Below are 18,063 nucleotides of genomic sequence, written 5' to 3' on the forward strand. Positions count from 1 at the left end.
CAATGACTTGGCTCGGACACATCGACGAACTCACCTGGCCGACCACGCCGGACGAGGCAATGGCGATCCAGGACGAACTGCGCCCCAAGGTGGAAACCACCACGCGGGCACAGGAATTCAGGACCATCGCCGGACTCGACTGCGCCTATGCCGACACCGGCGCGGTGGCCGCGGCCGCCGTCGTCGTGCTGGCCCAGACGCTGGAAACCGTCGATTCGGCGGTCGCCCACGGCTTCTCGGAGTTCCCGTACTACCCAGGGCTGCTCGCGTTCCGCGAGCTGCCGACGACCATGCAGGTGCTGGAGCGACTCAGCACCGCACCGGACCTCTTGGTGTGCGACGCACAGGGTTTGGCGCATCCACGGCGCCTCGGCCTTGCCTGCCACATCGGCGTGCTGACCGGTGTTCCGACGATCGGCGTCGCCAAATCCGTGTGGGGCGACTACCTCGAACCCGGCCCAGAGCGCGGCGCACGCACCGACGTCACCATCGATGGCGAGGTGGTCGGCAGCGCGTTGCGCACCAGGGCAGGCGTGAAACCGGTCTTCGTCTCGGTCGGCCATCGCATCGACCTGGATACCGCGTGCGCTCAGGTGCTCGCCCTGACGCCGCGCTACCGGCTTCCGGAAACCACGCGCCGGGCCGACGCGCTCTGCCGGGCCGCGCTACGCACCGCAGGCACCGTGGTCAACGGCGCCTGAGCGCGGCATCACTCGCGAGTGGCGCCGGGATCGACGCCGTATTCCTCGGCCATCCAGCGGGTGGACGGCGGGGCGAACAGCAGCACCAGCGCGCCGACGGCAACGACGGCGAGCAGCGTGCCGAACACCGGCTGATGCGAGTCGGTGAGCAGCGACCATGCCACCGGAAGCAGCAGCAGCTGAGCGATGACGGCGATCGCTCGGCCCCAACGCTTTCCGAGCAACAGGCCGATGCCTGCGGCGAGCACGCCGCCGCCGAGGATGCCGAACCACGCCGCGGTGCCGTACCCGCTCGTCGCGGATTGATCGTGACCGAGCAGCCCGCGCACGATCAACACCAGCGCCACGGTGACGGCGACGGCGCCCTCCAGTGTCACCAATCCGCCCGCGCCACGGACCGTCGTCGGCACGCCACCGGAACCGCCATCCTTGCCTCGTTCAGCCACCCGGCAAGCCTACGACCCGCTGTAGTGACGGTGGCTGCTGGCGGGTCCGGTTCAGCGGCTTTTCGGACCGTTCGGCGCTGACGATTAGGCTGCGCATTGTGCGGACGCTGCTGATCGTCAATCCGAATGCCACCTCGACCACTCCGGCGACTCGTGACCTGTTGGCGCACGCGCTGGAGAGTCGCACGCAGCTGACCGTCGCGCACACCCAGCACCGCGGCCACGCCGCCGAATTGGCGCAGTGGGCAGCAACCAACGAGATGGACCTGATCGTCGTGCACGGCGGCGACGGGACGGTCAACGAAACCATCAACGGCTTCCTGCCGCTACCCGAACTCAACGACGGTCAGGCGTGGCTGCCGCGCCTAGGCGTGATCCCGGGCGGCTCGGCCAATGTGTTCGCGCGCGCACTCGGCATCTCGCCGGATCCGGTCACCGCGACCAACCAGCTGATCGACCTGCTCACGCTGGACCGGGACCGCCGCATCGGGCTCGGCCTCGCCGACGATCGCTGGTTCACCTTCAGCGCGGGCGTCGGCCTGGACGCGGACGTGTGCGAGGCGATCGATGCCAGTCGCGCCCGCGGCAAAACGGCGACCCCGGCCCGCTATCTTCGAACAACAGTGCGACAATTCTTCCGGGCCAAGCGCAACGAGCCGACCGTCGAAGTCGAGATCCCCGGCTACGAACCAGTGAGTGGCGTGCATTACGCCTTCGTAACGAACACGACACCGTGGACCTACCTCAACACCACCCCGGTCCACACGAACCCCGGCACAAGATTCGAAACCGGTCTCGGCGTGTTTGCCGTGCGTTCGATGGCAGTGCTGCCTACACTGCTCCTCGCCAGGCAGCTGTTGGCGGCCGACGGAAATCCCAAGTCTCGCAATTTGTTTCGCGAAGACAACGTTCCGTCCGTGCGCATCGAGACGAAGGAACCCGTCGGTCTGCAAATCGATGGCGACTTTATCGGGAAGCGCAACGTGGTGGATTTCACGGCCGTGCCCGCCGTCCTGGATGTCGTGGCGCCGCGACCGGAGTGATGCAGGAATCGCACGAAAAACATCGTGGTTGTGCTGCGAAAACTGGGTAGAGCGAGTACAAAGGACCGGGCAGGTTCCCCATGTGGGGGCCGATAGAGCGTGAGCTTCCCCACGGTGCACCAGATACCTATTGACATCTACGGTGTTCGTGAAAGCATTCACAAGCAACCGTGCGGAAACATTCGAGTCGCACAAGTGAACGATCCACAAACCGTCGGCGCCCTTTGCGGCGCCCAGCAAAGGAGCAGAGGAATGGACTGGCGCCACAAGGCCATCTGTCGCGACGAGGACCCCGAGCTGTTTTTCCCGGTGGGTAACAGTGGTCCTGCGCTCGCGCAGATTGCCGATGCCAAGCTGGTCTGCGCTCGCTGCCCCGTTACCGCTGACTGCCTGTCCTGGGCCCTGAAGTCCGGACAGGATGCCGGCGTGTGGGGCGGTATGAGTGAGGACGAGCGCCGGGCGCTCAAGCGTCGCAACGCACGCACGCGCACCCGCACCGTCGTCTAGCAGACGTTCGGTTTTACCGGACATTCAGCCCTGGTCCGGTAAACGCATTTAAGCCCGGCACCTTCGAGGTGCCGGGCTCTCTTGTGCCACAACGCCTATAACGAAATGACCAACTAAGCGGTCCGAGATTGGCGGCTAACGACCGGAACGCCTGCCGAGCGGAACGCGAAGCACGGCATCGGTTCCGACGTCGGCGCCGGGATGCAGACCGATAGAACCGCCCAGTTCAGCGGTCACCAGCGTGCGCACGATTTGCAATCCGAGCCGGTCGGAGGATTCCAGGCTGAATCCGGTCGGCAGGCCGCGGCCGTCGTCGCTGATGATCACGTCGAGCCAGCGCGCCGACCGCTCGGAACGGATTGTCACCGTGCCGTTCTCGCCGGAATCGAAGGCGTGCTCGATCGCGTTCTGCACCAGTTCGGTCAGCACCATCACCAGTGGCGTCGCACGTTCGGCGGAGAAGACACCGAGCGAACCGGCGCGGCGCACCTTGATCCGCGCGGTGTGCACGGTCGCCACATCGGCCATGATCGGCAGCAGCCGATCGACCACCTCGTCCAGGTCGACCTCTTCGTCCACCGACATCGACAGCATCTCGTGCACCGAGGCGATCGAGGTGACCCTTCGCACCGACTCGGTGAGCGCGACCTGCGCCTCCTCGTTCTCGGTTCGCCGCGCCTGCAGGCGAAGCAGCGCGGCGACGGTCTGCAGGTTGTTCTTCACCCGATGGTGGATCTCGCGGATGGTGGCGTCCTTGCTGAGCAGCGCCCGATCGCGGCGTTTCACCTCGGTCACATCGCGGACCAGCACTGCGGCACCGGCCAATTCGCCGTGCGGCCGCAGCACCAGGGTGCGCAGCAGCACGGTCGCCCCGCGCGCCTCGACCTCCATCCTTCGGCCGGTGCGGCCCGCGAGCGCGGCCTGGATATCGCCGACCACCTCTTGGGCGTCGAACGGGTCGGTGATCAGCGAGCGGGTGAGCACCGCGAGATCCTGGCCTGCGAGATCGGCCTGCAAGCCCATCCGGTGATAGGCGGACAAGGCATTCGGGCTGGCGTAGACGACAATGCCCTCGGTGTCGAGGCGGATGAAGCCGTCACCGGCGCGCGGGCTGGAATGGGTGGCCGCGCGGTCCTCGGTGGTCGGGAAGCTGCCGTCGGCGATCATCTGGCACAGGTCGTCGGCGCACGCGACATAGGCGATCTCGAGGGTGCTGCGCACCCGAGACCGCTGCACATCGGTGTCCCGGCTGAGCACCGCGATCACGTCGTCACCGCAGCGCACCGGAATGGCCTCGCGCACCGCGTGCACCGGAGTGGGGTGATAAACGCCGGAGGTCTCGACATCGCGGTCGGCGCGGACGATCTTGCCGGACATCAACGCGTCGAACACTTGCGGATGATCGGCCTGCAGAGCCAAGGTGCCGACCAGATCCTCCTGGTGCACGGTCGGCGCGGTGGTCGGGCGGCATTGCGCGACACAGACGATGTCGGCGCCTTCCGCGATCGGTCCGGCACCGACCCACAGCAGCAGATCGGCAAAGGACAGGTCGGAGAGCAGCTGCCAATCACCCACCACGCGCTGCAGATGATCCACGGCGACGCCGGGTAGGTCGGTGTGCTCGGCTAACAGTTCACTCAGGGTCGCCATCTAGGTCTACCGCCGCAATCGATCAGGAGATGACTGCGATTAGATGACCGGCCTTGATCGCGTCGCCCTCTGTGACGCCGATCGAGGTCACCGTGCCGCCGACCTCGGCGAGCACCGGAATCTCCATCTTCATCGACTCGAGAATGACCAGCGTGTCGCCCTCTTTGACCTCGTCGCCCTCGCTGACCACGACCTGATACACAACCGACACCAGCTCGGCGAGCACTTCCTCAGCCATGACACCCCATTCACTCGGTTGGGCGGGCGGCACGCTCGGGTGGGTTCGACAAGCCCAGCCGTACGGCGCGCATCCGCTGAAGGTACAGCCAACCACACATGAAACAATGGCCTTCAATCAGAAGGGAGACTACCTATGGGTAAGCGCGGACGTAAGAAGCGTAGTCGTAAGGGCAGCGCGGCCAACCACGGCAAGCGGCCTAACGCCTGAGCCACGGCTCGAACGAAAAACGCAGAGCGGCACGCACTTCCGTCACGGAAGGCGTGCCGCTGGCATTTGCTCGACCCCTGCGGAAGGGGCGCTGACTCAGGACTCGGATGTCTCGATCTCGGTGACCGTGACCGTGCGACGGATCTCGATGGTCAACCGCTCGCGCAGCGCGTCGGGAGCCCGGTCGCCGCCGCACTTGCGGCTCAGCATCCGCTTGATCTTCTCCTCGACGCCGTACGCCTCGATGCACGGCGAGCAGTGATCCATGTGATGCTGCAACCGAGCGCGCGTCTCGTCGTTGCACTCACCATCGAGCATCAGCCAGATATCCGTGAGGACGGCGGTGCAGTCGAGGTCCATGTCGGGGTCCCGCTCCGTACTCACTGCTTAACCTCCTGGCGTTCCCCCGAACGGTTGAATCCGCGTTCGCGCGCCACATCGGCGAGCAAACCCTTGAGCTGCTTGCGGCCTCGGTGCAGCCGGGACATCACCGTACCGATGGGGGTGCCCATGATGTCGGCGATTTCCTTATATGGAAAGCCTTCGACATCGGCGTAGTACACGGCCATCCGGAATTCCTCAGGCAGCTCCTGCAATGCGGCCTTGATGTCGTCGTCGGGGAGCGCGTCCAGCGCCTCGACCTCGGCCGAGCGCAGACCCTGCGAGGTGTGCTCGGCGGTGGCCGCCAGCTGCCAGTCGGTGATCTCGTCGGTCGGATACTGCGCGGGCTGACGCTGCTTCTTGCGATAGGAGTTGATGTAGGTGTTGGTCAGGATCCGGTACAGCCAGGCACGGAGGTTGGTGCCCTCCTTGAAGGACTTGAAGCCCTGGAACGCCTTGACGTAGGTCTCCTGCACCAGGTCCTCGGCGTCGGCCGGGTTCCTGGTCATCCGCAGCGCCGCACCATAGAGCTGGTCGAGCAGCGGGAGCGCGTCACGCTCGAACCGCTGGGCCAGCTCCGTATCGTCGACCGCGGCACCGACACGGTCGGCCCCCACGTTATCGTCGCTCGTCACACCTGTCCCTTCGATCGCCGTACCTGCCAAATCTACCGGCAGTGGCAATGTGACAGGGAACCCGGCTTCCGTCGGTGACGTTTGCGTCCATACCGGACGTTCGTCGAGCAACACAGACACCGACATCTCCTTTGCGTCGTTCACGGTGGCGATTCGCGGGCGGTGAAGGAGCGATCAGGCCCCTTCGAGCGCTATGTATTTGCTTGCAACATGCGTGCCACGCCCTCTGTTCCCGCGGCGATTCCCCGGCCGCGGCCGTTCATCACCGCGCACCGCGTCGTTAAGGTGTCCGCCATGGCAGCAGCCTCGACTCCGGCGATCCGGACCCTGACCCAGGCGAAAGTGGCCCATCGGGTGCACGCCTACCCACACGACCCGCGCGCGGATTCCTACGGCGCCGAGGCGGTCGACGCACTCGCGGCCGAACTCGGGCTCGATGCGGCGCAGATCTTCAAGACGCTGGTGCTCGAATTGGCGAACGGCTCGCTTGCCGTCGCGGTGCTTCCGGTGCCGAACACGTTGTCGCTCAAGGCCGCAGCGGCCGCGCTTGGTGTCGCGAAGGCAAGCATGGCCGACAAGACGAAGGCCGAGCGGACGACCGGATACGTGCTCGGCGGCATCTCGCCGCTCGGTCAGCGCAAGCTGTTGCCGACCGTCGTCGACGATTCGGCGCTGACCTGGGATCGGGTGCTGTGCAGTGCGGGCAAGCGCGGCTTGGAGATCGAGGTGGCCCCGGCCGACCTGATCCGGCTGACCTCGGCGGTGACCGCCACGGTGAGAACCGGTCAATCCGGCTGATTCGTCACAAACTGTGCGTCAATGGTGGGGCCAGATTCGTCCGACTCGAGGATGTGATGCGAAATGTCCACGCCCGCGCGTGTGCGCACCATGGTCGTCGCCCTGCTCGGAACACTCTGCTTAGCGCTCGGTGTGCTCGCGCTGACAGCCCCGACGGCGACGGCCGCACCGCCGTCCGCGACCCAGATCGCTCTCCCCTTCGACGGGCTGAGCAAAGATGACACCCCGAGCGCGCCGAACGCGCCGGGCGGTGCCAACAAGCCGGACAAGTCAGCCGAGAAGGCCGAGAAGCTCGGCGGCGGTATTGCCAACGATGTCATCGATCTGGTCACCAATACCTTCAAGTGCGCGCTGAACATCGCAACCGACGCGGTGAAGTGCTCGATCTGAGGCACTGACCGCGAGACCAGGCCGGGCGATCAGAGCAAGCTGATCTGCCCGGCTTTCTCGTCTTCGGACACCTCCGCCAGCAGTTCCGGCCCGTTGTTCTTCACGCTGTTCACCAGCGACGGCACCGGCCGCACGGTGATCCCGGCGATCACCTCTTCGCTCGGTGTCTCCAGCAGACTGGCAGGCGCCGGATGATCCGGATCGAGCCACGCGTCCCAGTGCTCCCTCGGCATCGGCAGCGGCATCCGGTCGTGAATGCGGGTGAGGTCGCCGATCGCGTCGGTGGTCAGGATCGTGCAGGACAGCAGCGGCTCGCTCTCGGCAAGCGAGCGGTCCCGCCACACCGACCACAGACCGGCCATATACAGCCGGGATCCGTCGGCCTGCGACATGAAGAACGGGTGCTTGGCCACCTTGCCCTTCGCCCCGGCGTCCGGCTCGACGACCCATTCGTACCAGCCGTCCATCGGGATCAGGCAGCGCCGGTATTTCACGGCGTCACGGAACGAATTGGTGGTCGCCGCCTTGTCCGCGCGGGCGTTGAACAGCGGCTTGCCCTTCACCGGAACACCAGGCTCGGCGGCCTTGGTCCACACCGGGATCAAGCCCCATCGCATCCGGCGCAGCCGCAGCTTGGGCTCGTCGTCCTTGTGCCCGTGCTCGTGCCGCTCGACCACCGTGAGGATCTGGGTGGTCGGCGCGACGTTGTAGTTGGTGAAATTGCCCGCGGCGCTTTCGGTCTCATCGATCGCATCCAGCTCGACCGCGAGCCGGCCGGGGTCTGTCGTGGTCGCATATCGTCCGCACATATCTCGATACTCCCACCGGACACCGACAGTCTCGGGGACAATTGATACATAGCTGGTGACTGTCTGAGAGTTTTGGCCTAACATCCTCTCAAGGATGGGTCTGCATCGTGCCCGTCTGACGACGCTGCGCACCGACCGGCCACCACGAGGAGCCCAGGGATCGACGGGCATCCCGAGCACCCCACCGGCAAGAGGAGAGACTCATCGTGACTTCCACCGACATCAAACCGGCCGACCACGACACGGCGCTCACGTCGGTCAATCCCGCAACGGGCGAGGTCATCGGGACCCACCCGATCGCAGACGAGGACGCGGTACGCGCGGCCGTCGCCAAGGCTCGCGCCGCCGCAACCACCTGGGGCGCGCTGAGCTACGACGAGCGGCGCACCCACCTGCTGCGCTGGTCGAGCCGGTTGGTCGCGGATTCCGACGAGTTCTGCCAGCTGATCCACGCCGAGAACGGCAAGCCGGTCGACGACTCCTTCCTCGAACTCATGCTCGCGCTCGAGCACATCGCCTGGGCGGCCAAGAACGCCAAGAAGATCCTCTCGCCCAAGAAGGTCTCGCCCGGCGCGTTCATGTCGAACTTCGCGGCGCGGATCGAACAGCGCCCCCTAGGCGTCGTCGGCGTGATCGGCCCGTGGAACTACCCGGTCTACACCCCCAACGGGTCCATCGCCTACGCGCTGGCCGCGGGCAACACCGTGGTGTTCAAGCCGAGTGAATACTCGACCAGCATCGGCAACTTCCTGGCCGCTGCGTTCGCCAAGGCCAACCCCGAACTGCCCGAGGGTGTCTTCTCCACCGTCAACGGGTACGGCGCCACCGGCGCTGCGCTGGTCAAGGCGGGTGTCGACAAGATCGCATTCACCGGCTCCACCGCCACCGGCAAGCGGATCATGGCCGCCGCGGCCGACACCCTCACCCCGGTGCTGCTGGAATGCGGCGGCAAGGACGCGGTGATCGTCGCGGGCGACGCGGACGTGAAGGCCGCCGCCGACGCGGTCGCCTGGGGCGCCACCGCCAACAGCGGCCAGACCTGCGCAGGCGTCGAGCGGGTGTACGTCGACCGGTCGGTGCGCGACGAATTCGTCGCCGAGGTGAAGAAGATCCTGGAGAAGGTCGCCCCCGGCTCCGGCGACGACGCCGCCTACGGCCCGATGACCATGCCGAGCCAGATCGACATCGTGCGCCGCCACATCGAGGACGCGCTGAAGAAGGGCGGCACCGCCGTGCTCGGCGGCGTCGACTCGGTGAAGGCGCCGTTCATCGAGCCGGTCGTGCTCGTCGACGTCGACGAGAGCTCCGAGGCCGTGCAGGAGGAGACCTTCGGCCCGACCCTCACCATTCGCACCGTGAACGGCGTCGATGAGGCGGTCGAGCTGGCCAACGACTCCAAGTACGGGCTGTCCTCGGCGGTGTTCTCCAAGAAGAACGGCCTCGACATCGCGCGCAGGCTGCGCGTCGGCGCCACCTCGGTCAACTCGGTGCTCGCCTTCGCCGCCATCCCCGGCCTGCCGTTCGGCGGTGTCGGCGACTCCGGCATCGGCCGCATCCACGGCGAACCCGGCCTGCGTGAATTCACCCGCCCGCACTCGATCGCGGTGCAGCGCTTCGCAATTCCCGGCATGGCGCTGCTCAGCTACTCGCGCACCGACTCCACCATGAAGCTGCTCCGCCGCCTGGTGCCCTTCCTGCACGGTCGGCACAAGTAACGAGGTTTCACCCGAACGACCCCGCGCCCACGTGCGCGGGGTCGTTCGCGTTCGCGAAACCCCTTGCGCGCAATGGGATCCCAGCACCGAATCGAAATCACCCCACCCCAAGCACATTTGCGCACAGCGGTACAGCGACATCACGTCGACACCAAGCGCCTCGGCGCTGCCGCCCACATGAGATCAGCACGGCCACAACACAACCAACCACCACAGCGCGAGTCTTACGAGCGCCGTTCGCGGCCCGCCTCGTGTCCGAGTGGCCGAAGCGCATGCGCCGCAGGCGCGAGTCTCGGCCGCTCGGACACGAGGCCAAGGGGGCCGCGAACACGCGGCGCCGCAGGCGCCGCAATCAGACACTGCCCGCGTGTCCGCTACTCGGAACTGAGAAGATGGACAGGTGAGTTTCTGGCCAGCGCCCTATGTCGATGTCCCTGTGCACGCGACCGTGACCCTGCCTGGATCGAAGTCGATCACGAACCGGGCCTTGATCCTGGCTGCCTTGGCCGATGGGCCGTCGACCCTGACCGGTGCGCTGCGCAGCCGAGACACCAATTTGATGATCGCCGCGTTGCGGGCGCTCGGCACCACGATCGAGGGTGAGGCCGACACGCTGACCGTCACCCCGGCGGCCACGTTGACCGGTGGCGCGGTCGACTGTGGGCTCGCGGGCACGGTGATGCGGTTCCTGCCGTCCGTTGCGGCGTTGGCCGCGGGTGATGTGGCTTTCGACGGCGACGCGCAGGCCAGGGTCCGTCCGCTCAGCACGATCCTCGACGCGCTGCGCAGCCTCGGCGCCGACATCGACGGCGCCGCGTTGCCGTTCACGGTGCACGGCAATGGCGCGTTGCGCGGCGGAACGGTGACCATCGACGCTTCGGGATCCTCGCAGTTCGTGTCGGGTCTGCTGCTGTCGGCGGCCCGTTTCGACGAGGGGCTGACCGTGCATCACGACGGCAAGGCGTTGCCGTCGATGCCGCACATCGAGATGACCGTGGAGATGCTGCGGCGGGCCGACGTGCAGGTGCAGGCTCCCGCGAACAGCCGCAAAGCCCAGACCTGGACGGTGTCGCCCGGTCCCATTCGCGCGGTCGACTGGGATGTGGAGCCGGATCTGTCCAACGCGACGCCGTTCTTGGCGGCCGCCGCCGTCACCGGCGGCGAGGTGAAGATTCCGCATTGGCCGCGGCTCACCACTCAGCCCGGTGACGTGATTCGCGAGATCCTGGTCCGGATGGGCGCCGAGGCACGCATTTTCGACGGTGTGCTGACGGTGCGCGGCCCGGATCGCTTGGCGGGCATCGACATCGACCTGCACGATGTCGGCGAGCTGACCCCGACGGTCGCGGCGCTGGCCGCGCTGGCGGACTCCCCTTCCTGGCTGCGCGGCATCGCGCATCTGCGCGGGCACGAGACCGATCGGCTCGCCGCACTGTCCACCGAGATCAACCGGCTCGGCGGCAAGGTCACCGAGACCGAGGACGGACTGGAGATCGTGCCCGCCGAATTGCACGGTGGCCGTTGGCATTCCTACGCCGACCACCGAATGGCAACGGCCGGAGCGATTCTCGGATTGCGGGTGCCTGGCATCGAGATCGAGGACATCGGCACCACCGCCAAGACTTTGCCGAATTTCGTTGCGCTGTGGGAGCAGATGCTCGATCCCAGTGGCGCCGTACACGGGACTGCGCACTGAGGAAGCGCGAGTACGACGAATCCGACGTCCGGGTGCGCCCGGGCAGGAGTTCGCGTCCCCGCACGAAAACCCGTCCGCAGCACAGTGATGCGGAATCCGCGATGGTGGTGTCGGTGGATCGCGGCCGCTGGGGCTGCGTGCTCGGCGGCGACCCGAACCGGCATCTCGTCGCCATGCGCGCCAGGGAGCTCGGCCGCACCCCGATCGTGGTCGGCGATCAGGTGGATGTGGTCGGCGACCTGTCCGGCAAGCCCGACTCGCTCGCCCGCATCGTCCGGGTCACCGACCGCCGAACGGTGTTGCGGCGCACCGCAGATGACACCGACCCGTTCGAACGGATCGTCGTCGGCAATGCCGAGCAACTGTTCATCGTCGTCGCTCTCGCCGACCCGCCCCCGCGCACCGGTTTCGTCGAGCGGTGCATGGTCGCCGCGTACGCGGGCGGCCTGCGCCCGGTGCTGTGCCTGACCAAGCGCGACTTGGCCGCTGAATCCGAATTCGCTGCCGCCTTCGCCGATCTCGACCTCACCATCGTCTACGGCGGCATCGAGGACCCGCTGGAGCCGGTCCTCGAGCTACTGCACGCCCGCCTCACCGCCTTCATCGGCCATTCCGGCGTCGGCAAGTCGACCCTGGTGAATCGCCTTGTGCCGGACGCCTATCGAGCCGTCGGCGAGGTCTCCGGCGTCGGCAAGGGCAAGCACACCTCCACCCAGTCGGTGGCCCTGCCGCTGCCCGACGGCGGCTGGGTCATCGACACTCCCGGCGTCCGCTCCTTCGGCCTCGCCCACATCACCCCCGACGACGTGGTCGCCGCCTTCAGCGACCTCGCCGCCGCCATCGAGGACTGCCCGCGCGGCTGCACCCACCTCGGCCCACCCGCCGACCCCGAGTGCGCCCTGGACCAACTGCCTGGCAAAGAACGCCGAGTGGCCGCCATCCGCCTCCTCCTCACCGCCCTCAACACCAACGAGAACTGGTAAGGGTCAGCCGCGCGCTGCGGTGGTGTGGTCTTGGCCGTCGGATTGGTTGGGGGCGAAGGGCCATTCTTCGAACCAGGTGCAGCGGCCGTCCTGGTTGAAGCGCAGGATCCAGAGGTCGCGCCAGCGGGCCGGTTGGTCGGGGTAGTCGACTTCCGCGCGCACGACGGCGGTGAGGCCGTCTACCGCAACGACTTCGGGGTCCATGGTGAAGGTTTCGTCCGGGCCGTCGCGGCCGGATTCCCAGAACGTCGCCAGCGCGGGTAGGCCGGTGAGCGGCTCCGCCCACGGGGAGACCAGGTATCCGATGTCGGGAGCGAACAGGTCGCCGAGAGTGTCCGTGCCCGGCGATCGCCAAGCCCGTTCGTAAGCGCCGACCCATGCCTCTACTGTGCTGCGGTCCACGCCGCAAGAAACTACGCCACTTCGTTGAGCACCGTGCCTGTTCGGCGCAAACAGCAACCTCACCTCGCTAGGTCGCCTGACCAGGTTCTTTCGGGCGAACGCGCCGGCCCGATCCACTGCGATCGTCGCCCGACAGAATGCCGAGGGTCGTGAGCTGCCCACCAACGACGAAGGCGCCCACGGACTTCGAGTCCGTGGGCGCCTTCAACGACACTCAGTGCCGACGACGCGGCTTCGGCGCCCGCTTCCCCTTCGCCTCCGCGCGGGCGGCCTCACGGCGCTCGCGACGGGTGGTCGGCTCGCCGGCGTCGCCGTATTCCTCCCGGTCGCTGTGCACCGCGGTGTGGCCACCCTCGTCCGGACCGGAGTAGCTGAAGCCACGCTGGCTGCGCTCGTCGATGCCCTTGGCGCGCAACGCCGCCGGGGCGGCACTGCCGTTGCCGACCGGCTGCTCGTCGGTGGGCAGCGGACGCGGCGCGGCCATCGCACCGACCGGCGAGCGCAGGCCTGCGTCGACCGACACCCCCTCCGGCTGCGGCTGCTGCACCTCGACCTGCAGGTTGAACAGGAAGCCGACCGACTCCTCCTTCAGGCCCTCGAGCATCGCCGAGAACATGTCGAAGCCTTCCCGCTGGTACTCGACCAGCGGGTCGCGCTGCGCCATGGCCCGCAGGCCGATGCCTTCCTTGAGGTAGTCCATCTCGTAGAGGTGCTCGCGCCACTTGCGGTCGAGCACCGAAAGCAGCACCTGGCGTTCGAGATTGCGCATGCTGCCCTGGCCTGCCAGCCCGTCGATCTCGCCCTCGCGCCGATCGTAGGCGTCGTGCGCATCGTCGAGCAGCGCCTCGAGCAGCTCCTCACGGGTGAGGTCGCCCGCCTCGCCGACCGCGGTTTCGCCGGTCAGGTCCTTGTAGCTGACGTGGACCGGGTACAGCGTCTTGAGCGCCGTCCACAGCTTGTCCAGATCCCAGTCCTCGACGTAGCCCTCCGCGGTGGCGCCGGTGACGTAGGCGGTGACCACGTCGGTGATCATCTCCTGGACCTGACCCTCCATGTCCTCGCCGCGCAGGATCCGGTTGCGCTCGCCGTAGATGATGGTGCGCTGCTGGTTCATCACCTCGTCGTACTTGAGCACGTTCTTGCGGATCTCGAAGTTCTGCTGCTCGACCTGGGTCTGCGCGCTCTTGATCGCCTTGGAGACCATCTTGGCCTCGATCGGCACATCGTCGGGCAGGTTGAGCCTGGTCATGATCGCTTCCAGCGCCGCGCCGTTGAAGCGGCGCATCAGCTCGTCACCCAGCGACAGGTAGAACCGGGACTCGCCCGGGTCGCCCTGACGGCCGGAACGACCACGCAACTGGTTGTCGATACGCCGCGACTCGTGCCGCTCGGTGCCGAGCACGTACAGCCCGCCCGCCTCGCGCACGATGTCGGCATCGGCCTTGGTCTGCGACTTGACCTGCTCCAGCGTCGGCAGCCAGGCCTGCTGGTAGGCGTCCGGCGTCTCGACCGGGTCGAGGCCTTCCTTGCGCAGGATGAGGTCGGTGATGATGTCGGGGTTACCGCCGAGCACGACGTCGGTACCACGACCGGCCATGTTGGTCGCGACGGTCACCGCGCCTGGCCGGCCTGCCTCGGCGATGATCGCGGCCTCGTTCTCGTGGAACTTCGCGTTGAGCACGGTGTGCGCGATGCCGCGCTTGGTGAACTGCTTGGACAGGTACTCCGAGCGCTCGACGCTGGTGGTACCGATCAGCACCGGCTGGTCCCGCTGATGCCGCTCGGTGACGTCGTCGACAACGGCCGCGAACTTGGCCTCTTCGGTCTTGTAGATCAGGTCGGACTGGTCCTGGCGGACCATCGGCCGGTTGGTCGGGATCGGAACGACGCCGAGGCTGTAGATCTGGTGCAGCTCGGCCGCTTCGGTCTCGGCGGTACCGGTCATGCCGGACAGCTTGTCGTAGAGGCGGAAGTAGTTCTGCAGGGTGATGGTGGCCAGGGTCTGGTTCTCGGGCTGGATCTCCACGCCTTCTTTGGCCTCGATCGCCTGGTGCATGCCCTCGTTGTAGCGGCGACCGACCAGGATGCGACCGGTGAACTCGTCGACGATGATCACCTCGCCGTCGCGGACGATGTAGTCCTTGTCGCGGGTGTAGAGCTCCTTGGCCTTGATCGCGTTGTTCACGTAGCTGACCAGCGGCGAGTTCGCGGCCTCGTACAGGTTGTCGATGCCGAGCTGGTCCTCGATGAACTCGACGCCTGCCTCGTGCACGCCGATGGTGCGCTTCTTGATGTCGACCTCGTAGTGCAGGTCCTTCTTCAACAGCGGTGCGATGCGCGCGAATTCGGCGTACCACTTGCTGGAGGCGTCGGCAGGGCCGGAGATGATCAGCGGCGTGCGCGCCTCGTCGATCAGGATGGAGTCGACCTCGTCGACCACGGCGAAGTTGTGCCCGCGCTGCACCAGATCGTCCAGCGAGTGCGTCATGTTGTCGCGCAGGTAGTCGAAGCCGAACTCGTTGTTGGTGCCGTAGGTGATGTCGGCGCTGTACGAGTCGCGCCGCTGCGCGGGCGTCATGCCGGACAGGATCACGCCGACGTCGAGGCCGAGGTAGCGGTGCACACGGCCCATCCACTCGGAGTCGCGCTTGGCGAGGTAGTCGTTGGTGGTGACGATGTGCACGCCGTCGCCGCTGAGCGCGTTGAGGTAGGCGGGCAGCACCGAGGTGAGCGTCTTGCCTTCACCGGTCTTCATCTCGGCGATGTTGCCGGTGTGCAGCGCGGCGCCACCCATGATCTGCACCTTGTAGTGCTTCTGGTTCAGCACGCGCCACGAGGCTTCGCGCGCGACCGCGAAGGCCTCGGCCATCAAGCGGCCGAGCGGATCGGCGTCGCCCGCCTCGTACATCTCCGAGTAGCGCTCACGGAACTCGTCGGTCTTACCGCGCAACTCGGCATCGGTGAGCTGCTCGTAGTCCGACTCGAGGTCGAGAACCTGATCGGCGAAGTTGGCGAGCCGCTTGACCATGCGACCCTCACCAATCCGTAGCAACCTCGTCAGTGTCAGCGCAGGCACGGGTCTCGTCAGTCCTCTGGTCGGTGTGTCATTCGTGTCGTCGGCGCCGGGCCGCGTGGCGATACACGGCCTCGGCGTGCGGGCTCGCGCGGGAGCGCGGATCCGCTGCACGCTTCATGGTAATGCGGTGCCGATCGTAGGTGCCGCCGAGCAGCAACGTTCGCACCCCACCGGCCCATGCCGTGTCGTCCGCCTTGGTATTCACAGTACGCGGAACGCGGTCAGCTGCCAGCCTGCCCGGTGCAGAACAACCCGGGCAGCAACCGCGAACGACCGAGGTCCGCGCTGGTATCTGCCGTACACCTCCGCGGTATTCGGCGCGGTCAGTTCGACCCCGAGGGTGGTCAAGAGGGCAGGACCGAGTGCGCGGCTCTGCCGGCCGGTCCGCGCGAGTGTTTCGATGGCGGCGAGCACCGACGGCGTGGCGAGCGGCCGCAGCTGCGGCACGCCGCGCTTGCCGTCCAGCACCTCGAGCACGAGCCGCAGCGAACTCTCCGCGAATCGTCTTGCTGCCGAGCCGGTCTCACCGTCGGTCCCGTACGATGAAGGTCGTCCGTCGTGTCGGGCGCGTCGGGCCGCGCCCCCGGTAGCTGATCCGCTCTGCGACGGTAGACGACGACGGCAGGGCAACGCCGCCCGCGGCGACAGCATCTCCGGCCGCCCACTGTTCCCCTGATCGCCCGTCCCGGTCGGCTGATCCCGACCCCGGGTTCCTCGGTCGCAGTCCAGGGGCGGCTCGATGTGCGGAGCAGGGGAAAGCGACGGTCGTCGACTGTGCATCCGAAGTCCCCCTGTGATCGAATCGAGTGCCCCGAGCTCGAGTCAGACAGCTTGCCACGCAAGCAGACACCGGGACAAGGGGAACGCCGATTTCACCGAATACGCCACAACGGACGGTCTGAATCCTTGTGGCGCCAGCACAATAGGCGTGGACGGCAGCGGAGAAGGAGCACCTGGCAGCGTGATCACGAGACTGACGCCGCAGGACGCGTCGTTCTATCGGCTCGAGTCGAGCAGCAATCCGATCCATATCGGCTCCCTCGCGATCGTCCGAACCGCGGAACCGGGCGCCGACGCCGAGCCGGTCCTCGACTACGACCGGCTGCTCGATCTCGTCGAGGCCAGGCTCTCGCTGGTTCCCCGCTATCGCCGCAAAGTGCGCGAGATTCCGTTCACCCTCGGCCGCCCGGTGTGGGTGGAGGACAGCCGGTTCGACATCACCTATCACATCAGGCGCTCGGCGCTGCCGACCCCTGGCACCGACGAGCAGCTGCACGAACTGGTGGCAAGGCTGTCCTCGCGGCCGCTGGATCAGAGCAGGCCGCTGTGGGAGATGTACCTGATCGAGGGCCTGTCCGAGGGCCGCTGCGCGATCTTCACCAAGACGCATTCGGCACTGGTCGACGGCGACACCGCGCTGGAGATCGGCCACGTCATCCTCGACACCGGCCCGTCACCGCGGGAGCTGGCCGATGACGCATGGCATGCGCCGCGCGAACCCAACGAGGTGGAGTTGCTGGCCGGCGCGCTGACCCACCTGGCGGCGCAGCCGCGCGAAGCGCTCGATGTGTTCCGCCATGCCAGCGGGCGCGCGTTCGGGGTGATCGGCGCGGCGGGCCGCGCGATGGACTCGGTCGTCGGCGCGGTGCGCGCCGCGACGACCGGTGCGCCGGACAGCCCACTGAACGCGCGCACCTCGCGTAACCGGCGCTTCGATGTGATGCGCACCGATCTGGAGGACTACCGCAAGATCCGCAAGCGCTTCGACTGCTCGATCAACGACGTCATCCTCGCGGTGGTCACCGGCGCGCTGCGCAACTGGCTGCTGTCGCGGGGCGAGGCGCTGACCGAATCGACAACGCTGCGGGCCGTGGTGCCGATGTCGGTGTATGTCGAAGGGACAGCGGGTGATCGGCTGGAGCCGACGAGCGAGGTGTCCTCGTTCCTGATCGATCTGCCGGTCGGCGAACCCAACCCGGTGATGCGGCTTTCGCACATCGCGCACGCCACCGAGGCCAACGGCAGGCAGCACCGCGGAGTCAAGGCCCGCACGCTGGTGCACCTTGCCGGGTTCGCTCCGGCGAGCCTGCATGCGATGAGCGTGCGCGCGGCGAGTACGTTCGCAGAACACACATTCAATCTGGTGATCACCAACGCGCCGGGTCCGCAGACGCCGATGTTCATCGGCGGCGCGCGGATGCTGGAGATGTATCCGGTGTCGCCACTGCTGCGCAACCAGGCCTCGAGTATCGGGATCACGTCCTATGACGGGCACGTGTTCTATGGACTCAACGCCGACCGCGACGCGATGGCCGATATCGGCGTGCTGGCCGCGTCGGTGCGCGATTCCATGGAGGAGATGCTCGGTGCCTGCGTCTGATCA

19 protein-coding genes are annotated in these 18,063 nt (G+C 67.0%); 10 read left to right on the forward strand and 9 right to left on the reverse strand.

Annotated features, from left to right (window positions below; translation table 11 throughout):
* The first annotated feature begins 2 nt into the window (after positions 1-2).
* Positions 3-701, forward strand: coding sequence for an endonuclease V (locus NA11_RS20545; protein WP_069163568.1), 699 nt, complete (start codon positions 3-5; stop codon positions 699-701).
* Positions 702-709: 8 nt separating this feature from the next.
* On the opposite strand, the gene NA11_RS20550 is transcribed toward NA11_RS20545, so the two are convergent.
* Positions 710-1,147 carry a hypothetical protein gene (locus NA11_RS20550; RefSeq protein WP_245746004.1) on the reverse strand — a complete coding sequence of 146 codons (438 nt, stop codon included), beginning with the start codon at positions 1,145-1,147 and terminating at the stop codon, positions 710-712.
* A gap of 98 nt (positions 1,148-1,245) precedes the next feature.
* Between NA11_RS20550 and NA11_RS20555 the strand changes: the two genes are divergently transcribed.
* Entirely contained in the window at positions 1,246-2,190 is a 945-nt protein-coding gene (locus NA11_RS20555) for a diacylglycerol/lipid kinase family protein (RefSeq protein ID WP_069163569.1), read from the forward strand.
* A gap of 252 nt (positions 2,191-2,442) precedes the next feature.
* Positions 2,443-2,697, forward strand: coding sequence for a WhiB family transcriptional regulator (locus tag NA11_RS20560; RefSeq protein ID WP_011211115.1), 255 nt, complete (start codon positions 2,443-2,445; stop codon positions 2,695-2,697).
* A gap of 135 nt (positions 2,698-2,832) precedes the next feature.
* Here the strand turns inward: NA11_RS20560 and NA11_RS20565 are convergent, their stop codons facing one another.
* Both NA11_RS20565 and NA11_RS20570 read right to left on the reverse strand, forming a co-directional pair.
* Entirely contained in the window at positions 2,833-4,347 is a 1,515-nt protein-coding gene (locus NA11_RS20565; RefSeq protein WP_069163570.1) for a sensor histidine kinase, read from the reverse strand.
* A 22-nt stretch (positions 4,348-4,369) separates the two neighbouring features.
* Entirely contained in the window at positions 4,370-4,585 is a 216-nt protein-coding gene (locus NA11_RS20570; RefSeq protein ID WP_069163571.1) for a biotin/lipoyl-binding carrier protein, read from the reverse strand.
* Positions 4,586-4,720: 135 nt separating this feature from the next.
* On the opposite strand from NA11_RS20570, the gene NA11_RS47350 reads away from it, so the two are divergent.
* Positions 4,721-4,795 carry a 50S ribosomal protein bL37 gene (locus tag NA11_RS47350; RefSeq protein WP_095887907.1) on the forward strand — a complete coding sequence of 25 codons (75 nt, stop codon included), beginning with the start codon at positions 4,721-4,723 and terminating at the stop codon, positions 4,793-4,795.
* Between the two features lie 96 nt (positions 4,796-4,891).
* Here the strand turns inward: NA11_RS47350 and rsrA are convergent, their stop codons facing one another.
* Both rsrA and NA11_RS20580 read right to left on the reverse strand, forming a co-directional pair.
* A complete protein-coding gene (gene rsrA / locus NA11_RS20575) occupies positions 4,892-5,155 on the reverse strand; it encodes a mycothiol system anti-sigma-R factor (protein ID WP_069163572.1) in 264 nt (87 codons plus the stop codon).
* Positions 5,156-5,175: 20 nt separating this feature from the next.
* The gene (locus tag NA11_RS20580; RefSeq protein ID WP_141717726.1) at positions 5,176-5,811 is read right to left on the reverse strand and encodes a sigma-70 family RNA polymerase sigma factor; all 636 of its coding nucleotides are present in this window, start codon (positions 5,809-5,811) and stop codon (positions 5,176-5,178) included.
* A gap of 294 nt (positions 5,812-6,105) precedes the next feature.
* On the opposite strand from NA11_RS20580, the gene ybaK reads away from it, so the two are divergent.
* Both ybaK and NA11_RS20590 read left to right on the forward strand, forming a co-directional pair.
* Complete coding sequence (gene ybaK, locus NA11_RS20585; protein WP_069163611.1) at positions 6,106-6,609, forward strand: Cys-tRNA(Pro) deacylase; 504 nt, start codon at positions 6,106-6,108, stop codon at positions 6,607-6,609.
* An 81-nt stretch (positions 6,610-6,690) separates the two neighbouring features.
* Complete coding sequence (locus NA11_RS20590; RefSeq protein ID WP_141717727.1) at positions 6,691-6,999, forward strand: hypothetical protein; 309 nt, start codon at positions 6,691-6,693, stop codon at positions 6,997-6,999.
* A gap of 29 nt (positions 7,000-7,028) precedes the next feature.
* Here the strand turns inward: NA11_RS20590 and NA11_RS20595 are convergent, their stop codons facing one another.
* Positions 7,029-7,808: an SOS response-associated peptidase gene (locus NA11_RS20595; protein ID WP_069163574.1), complete on the reverse strand. Its 780-nt coding sequence runs from the start codon at positions 7,806-7,808 to the stop codon at positions 7,029-7,031.
* Between the two features lie 206 nt (positions 7,809-8,014).
* Between NA11_RS20595 and NA11_RS20600 the strand changes: the two genes are divergently transcribed.
* The 3 genes from NA11_RS20600 to rsgA all read left to right on the forward strand — a co-directional run bounded on the left by NA11_RS20600 (position 8,015) and on the right by rsgA (position 12,202).
* Positions 8,015-9,523, forward strand: a complete 1,509-nt coding sequence (locus NA11_RS20600; RefSeq protein ID WP_069163575.1) for an aldehyde dehydrogenase family protein — start codon at positions 8,015-8,017, stop codon at positions 9,521-9,523.
* 400 nt (positions 9,524-9,923) lie between these two features.
* Positions 9,924-11,219, forward strand: a complete 1,296-nt coding sequence (gene aroA / locus NA11_RS20605) for a 3-phosphoshikimate 1-carboxyvinyltransferase (RefSeq protein ID WP_069163576.1) — start codon at positions 9,924-9,926, stop codon at positions 11,217-11,219.
* The gene (gene rsgA / locus NA11_RS20610) at positions 11,216-12,202 is read left to right on the forward strand and encodes a ribosome small subunit-dependent GTPase A (protein WP_084654862.1); all 987 of its coding nucleotides are present in this window, start codon (positions 11,216-11,218) and stop codon (positions 12,200-12,202) included. Before aroA ends, rsgA begins: the two co-directional genes overlap by 4 nt.
* A 3-nt stretch (positions 12,203-12,205) precedes the next feature.
* On the opposite strand, the gene NA11_RS20615 is transcribed toward rsgA, so the two are convergent.
* The 3 genes from NA11_RS20615 to NA11_RS47065 all read right to left on the reverse strand — a co-directional run bounded on the left by NA11_RS20615 (position 12,206) and on the right by NA11_RS47065 (position 16,460).
* Positions 12,206-12,604 (reverse strand): YybH family protein, encoded by a 399-nt coding sequence (locus NA11_RS20615; RefSeq protein ID WP_069163578.1) that lies wholly within the window; start codon positions 12,602-12,604, stop codon positions 12,206-12,208.
* 214 nt (positions 12,605-12,818) lie between these two features.
* Complete coding sequence (gene secA, locus NA11_RS20620) at positions 12,819-15,680, reverse strand: preprotein translocase subunit SecA (RefSeq protein ID WP_084654857.1); 2,862 nt, start codon at positions 15,678-15,680, stop codon at positions 12,819-12,821.
* Between the two features lie 201 nt (positions 15,681-15,881).
* Positions 15,882-16,460 carry an Rv3235 family protein gene (locus NA11_RS47065; protein WP_369691142.1) on the reverse strand — a complete coding sequence of 193 codons (579 nt, stop codon included), beginning with the start codon at positions 16,458-16,460 and terminating at the stop codon, positions 15,882-15,884.
* Positions 16,461-16,641: 181 nt separating this feature from the next.
* On the opposite strand from NA11_RS47065, the gene NA11_RS20630 reads away from it, so the two are divergent.
* The gene (locus tag NA11_RS20630) at positions 16,642-18,060 is read left to right on the forward strand and encodes a WS/DGAT/MGAT family O-acyltransferase (RefSeq protein ID WP_069163613.1); all 1,419 of its coding nucleotides are present in this window, start codon (positions 16,642-16,644) and stop codon (positions 18,058-18,060) included.
* Positions 18,061-18,063: the final 3 nt, after the last annotated feature.

Origin of the sequence: Nocardia altamirensis NBRC 108246 (assembly GCF_001612685.1) — a bacterium.
Classification (GTDB): Bacteria; Actinomycetota; Actinomycetes; order Mycobacteriales; family Mycobacteriaceae; genus Nocardia; species Nocardia altamirensis.

Coding starts and splice junctions, on each gene's coding strand:
- NA11_RS20545 (WP_069163568.1), top strand. CDS start 3: ATGACTTGGCTCGGACACATCGACGAACTCACCTGGCCGACCACGCCG.
- NA11_RS20560 (WP_011211115.1), top strand. CDS start 2,443: ATGGACTGGCGCCACAAGGCCATCTGTCGCGACGAGGACCCCGAGCTG.
- NA11_RS20565 (WP_069163570.1), bottom strand. CDS start 4,347: ATGGCGACCCTGAGTGAACTGTTAGCCGAGCACACCGACCTACCCGGC.
- NA11_RS20570 (WP_069163571.1), bottom strand. CDS start 4,585: ATGGCTGAGGAAGTGCTCGCCGAGCTGGTGTCGGTTGTGTATCAGGTC.
- rsrA (WP_069163572.1), bottom strand. CDS start 5,155: ATGGACCTCGACTGCACCGCCGTCCTCACGGATATCTGGCTGATGCTC.
- ybaK (WP_069163611.1), top strand. CDS start 6,106: ATGGCAGCAGCCTCGACTCCGGCGATCCGGACCCTGACCCAGGCGAAA.
- NA11_RS20595 (WP_069163574.1), bottom strand. CDS start 7,808: ATGTGCGGACGATATGCGACCACGACAGACCCCGGCCGGCTCGCGGTC.
- NA11_RS47065 (WP_369691142.1), bottom strand. CDS start 16,460: ATGCACAGTCGACGACCGTCGCTTTCCCCTGCTCCGCACATCGAGCCG.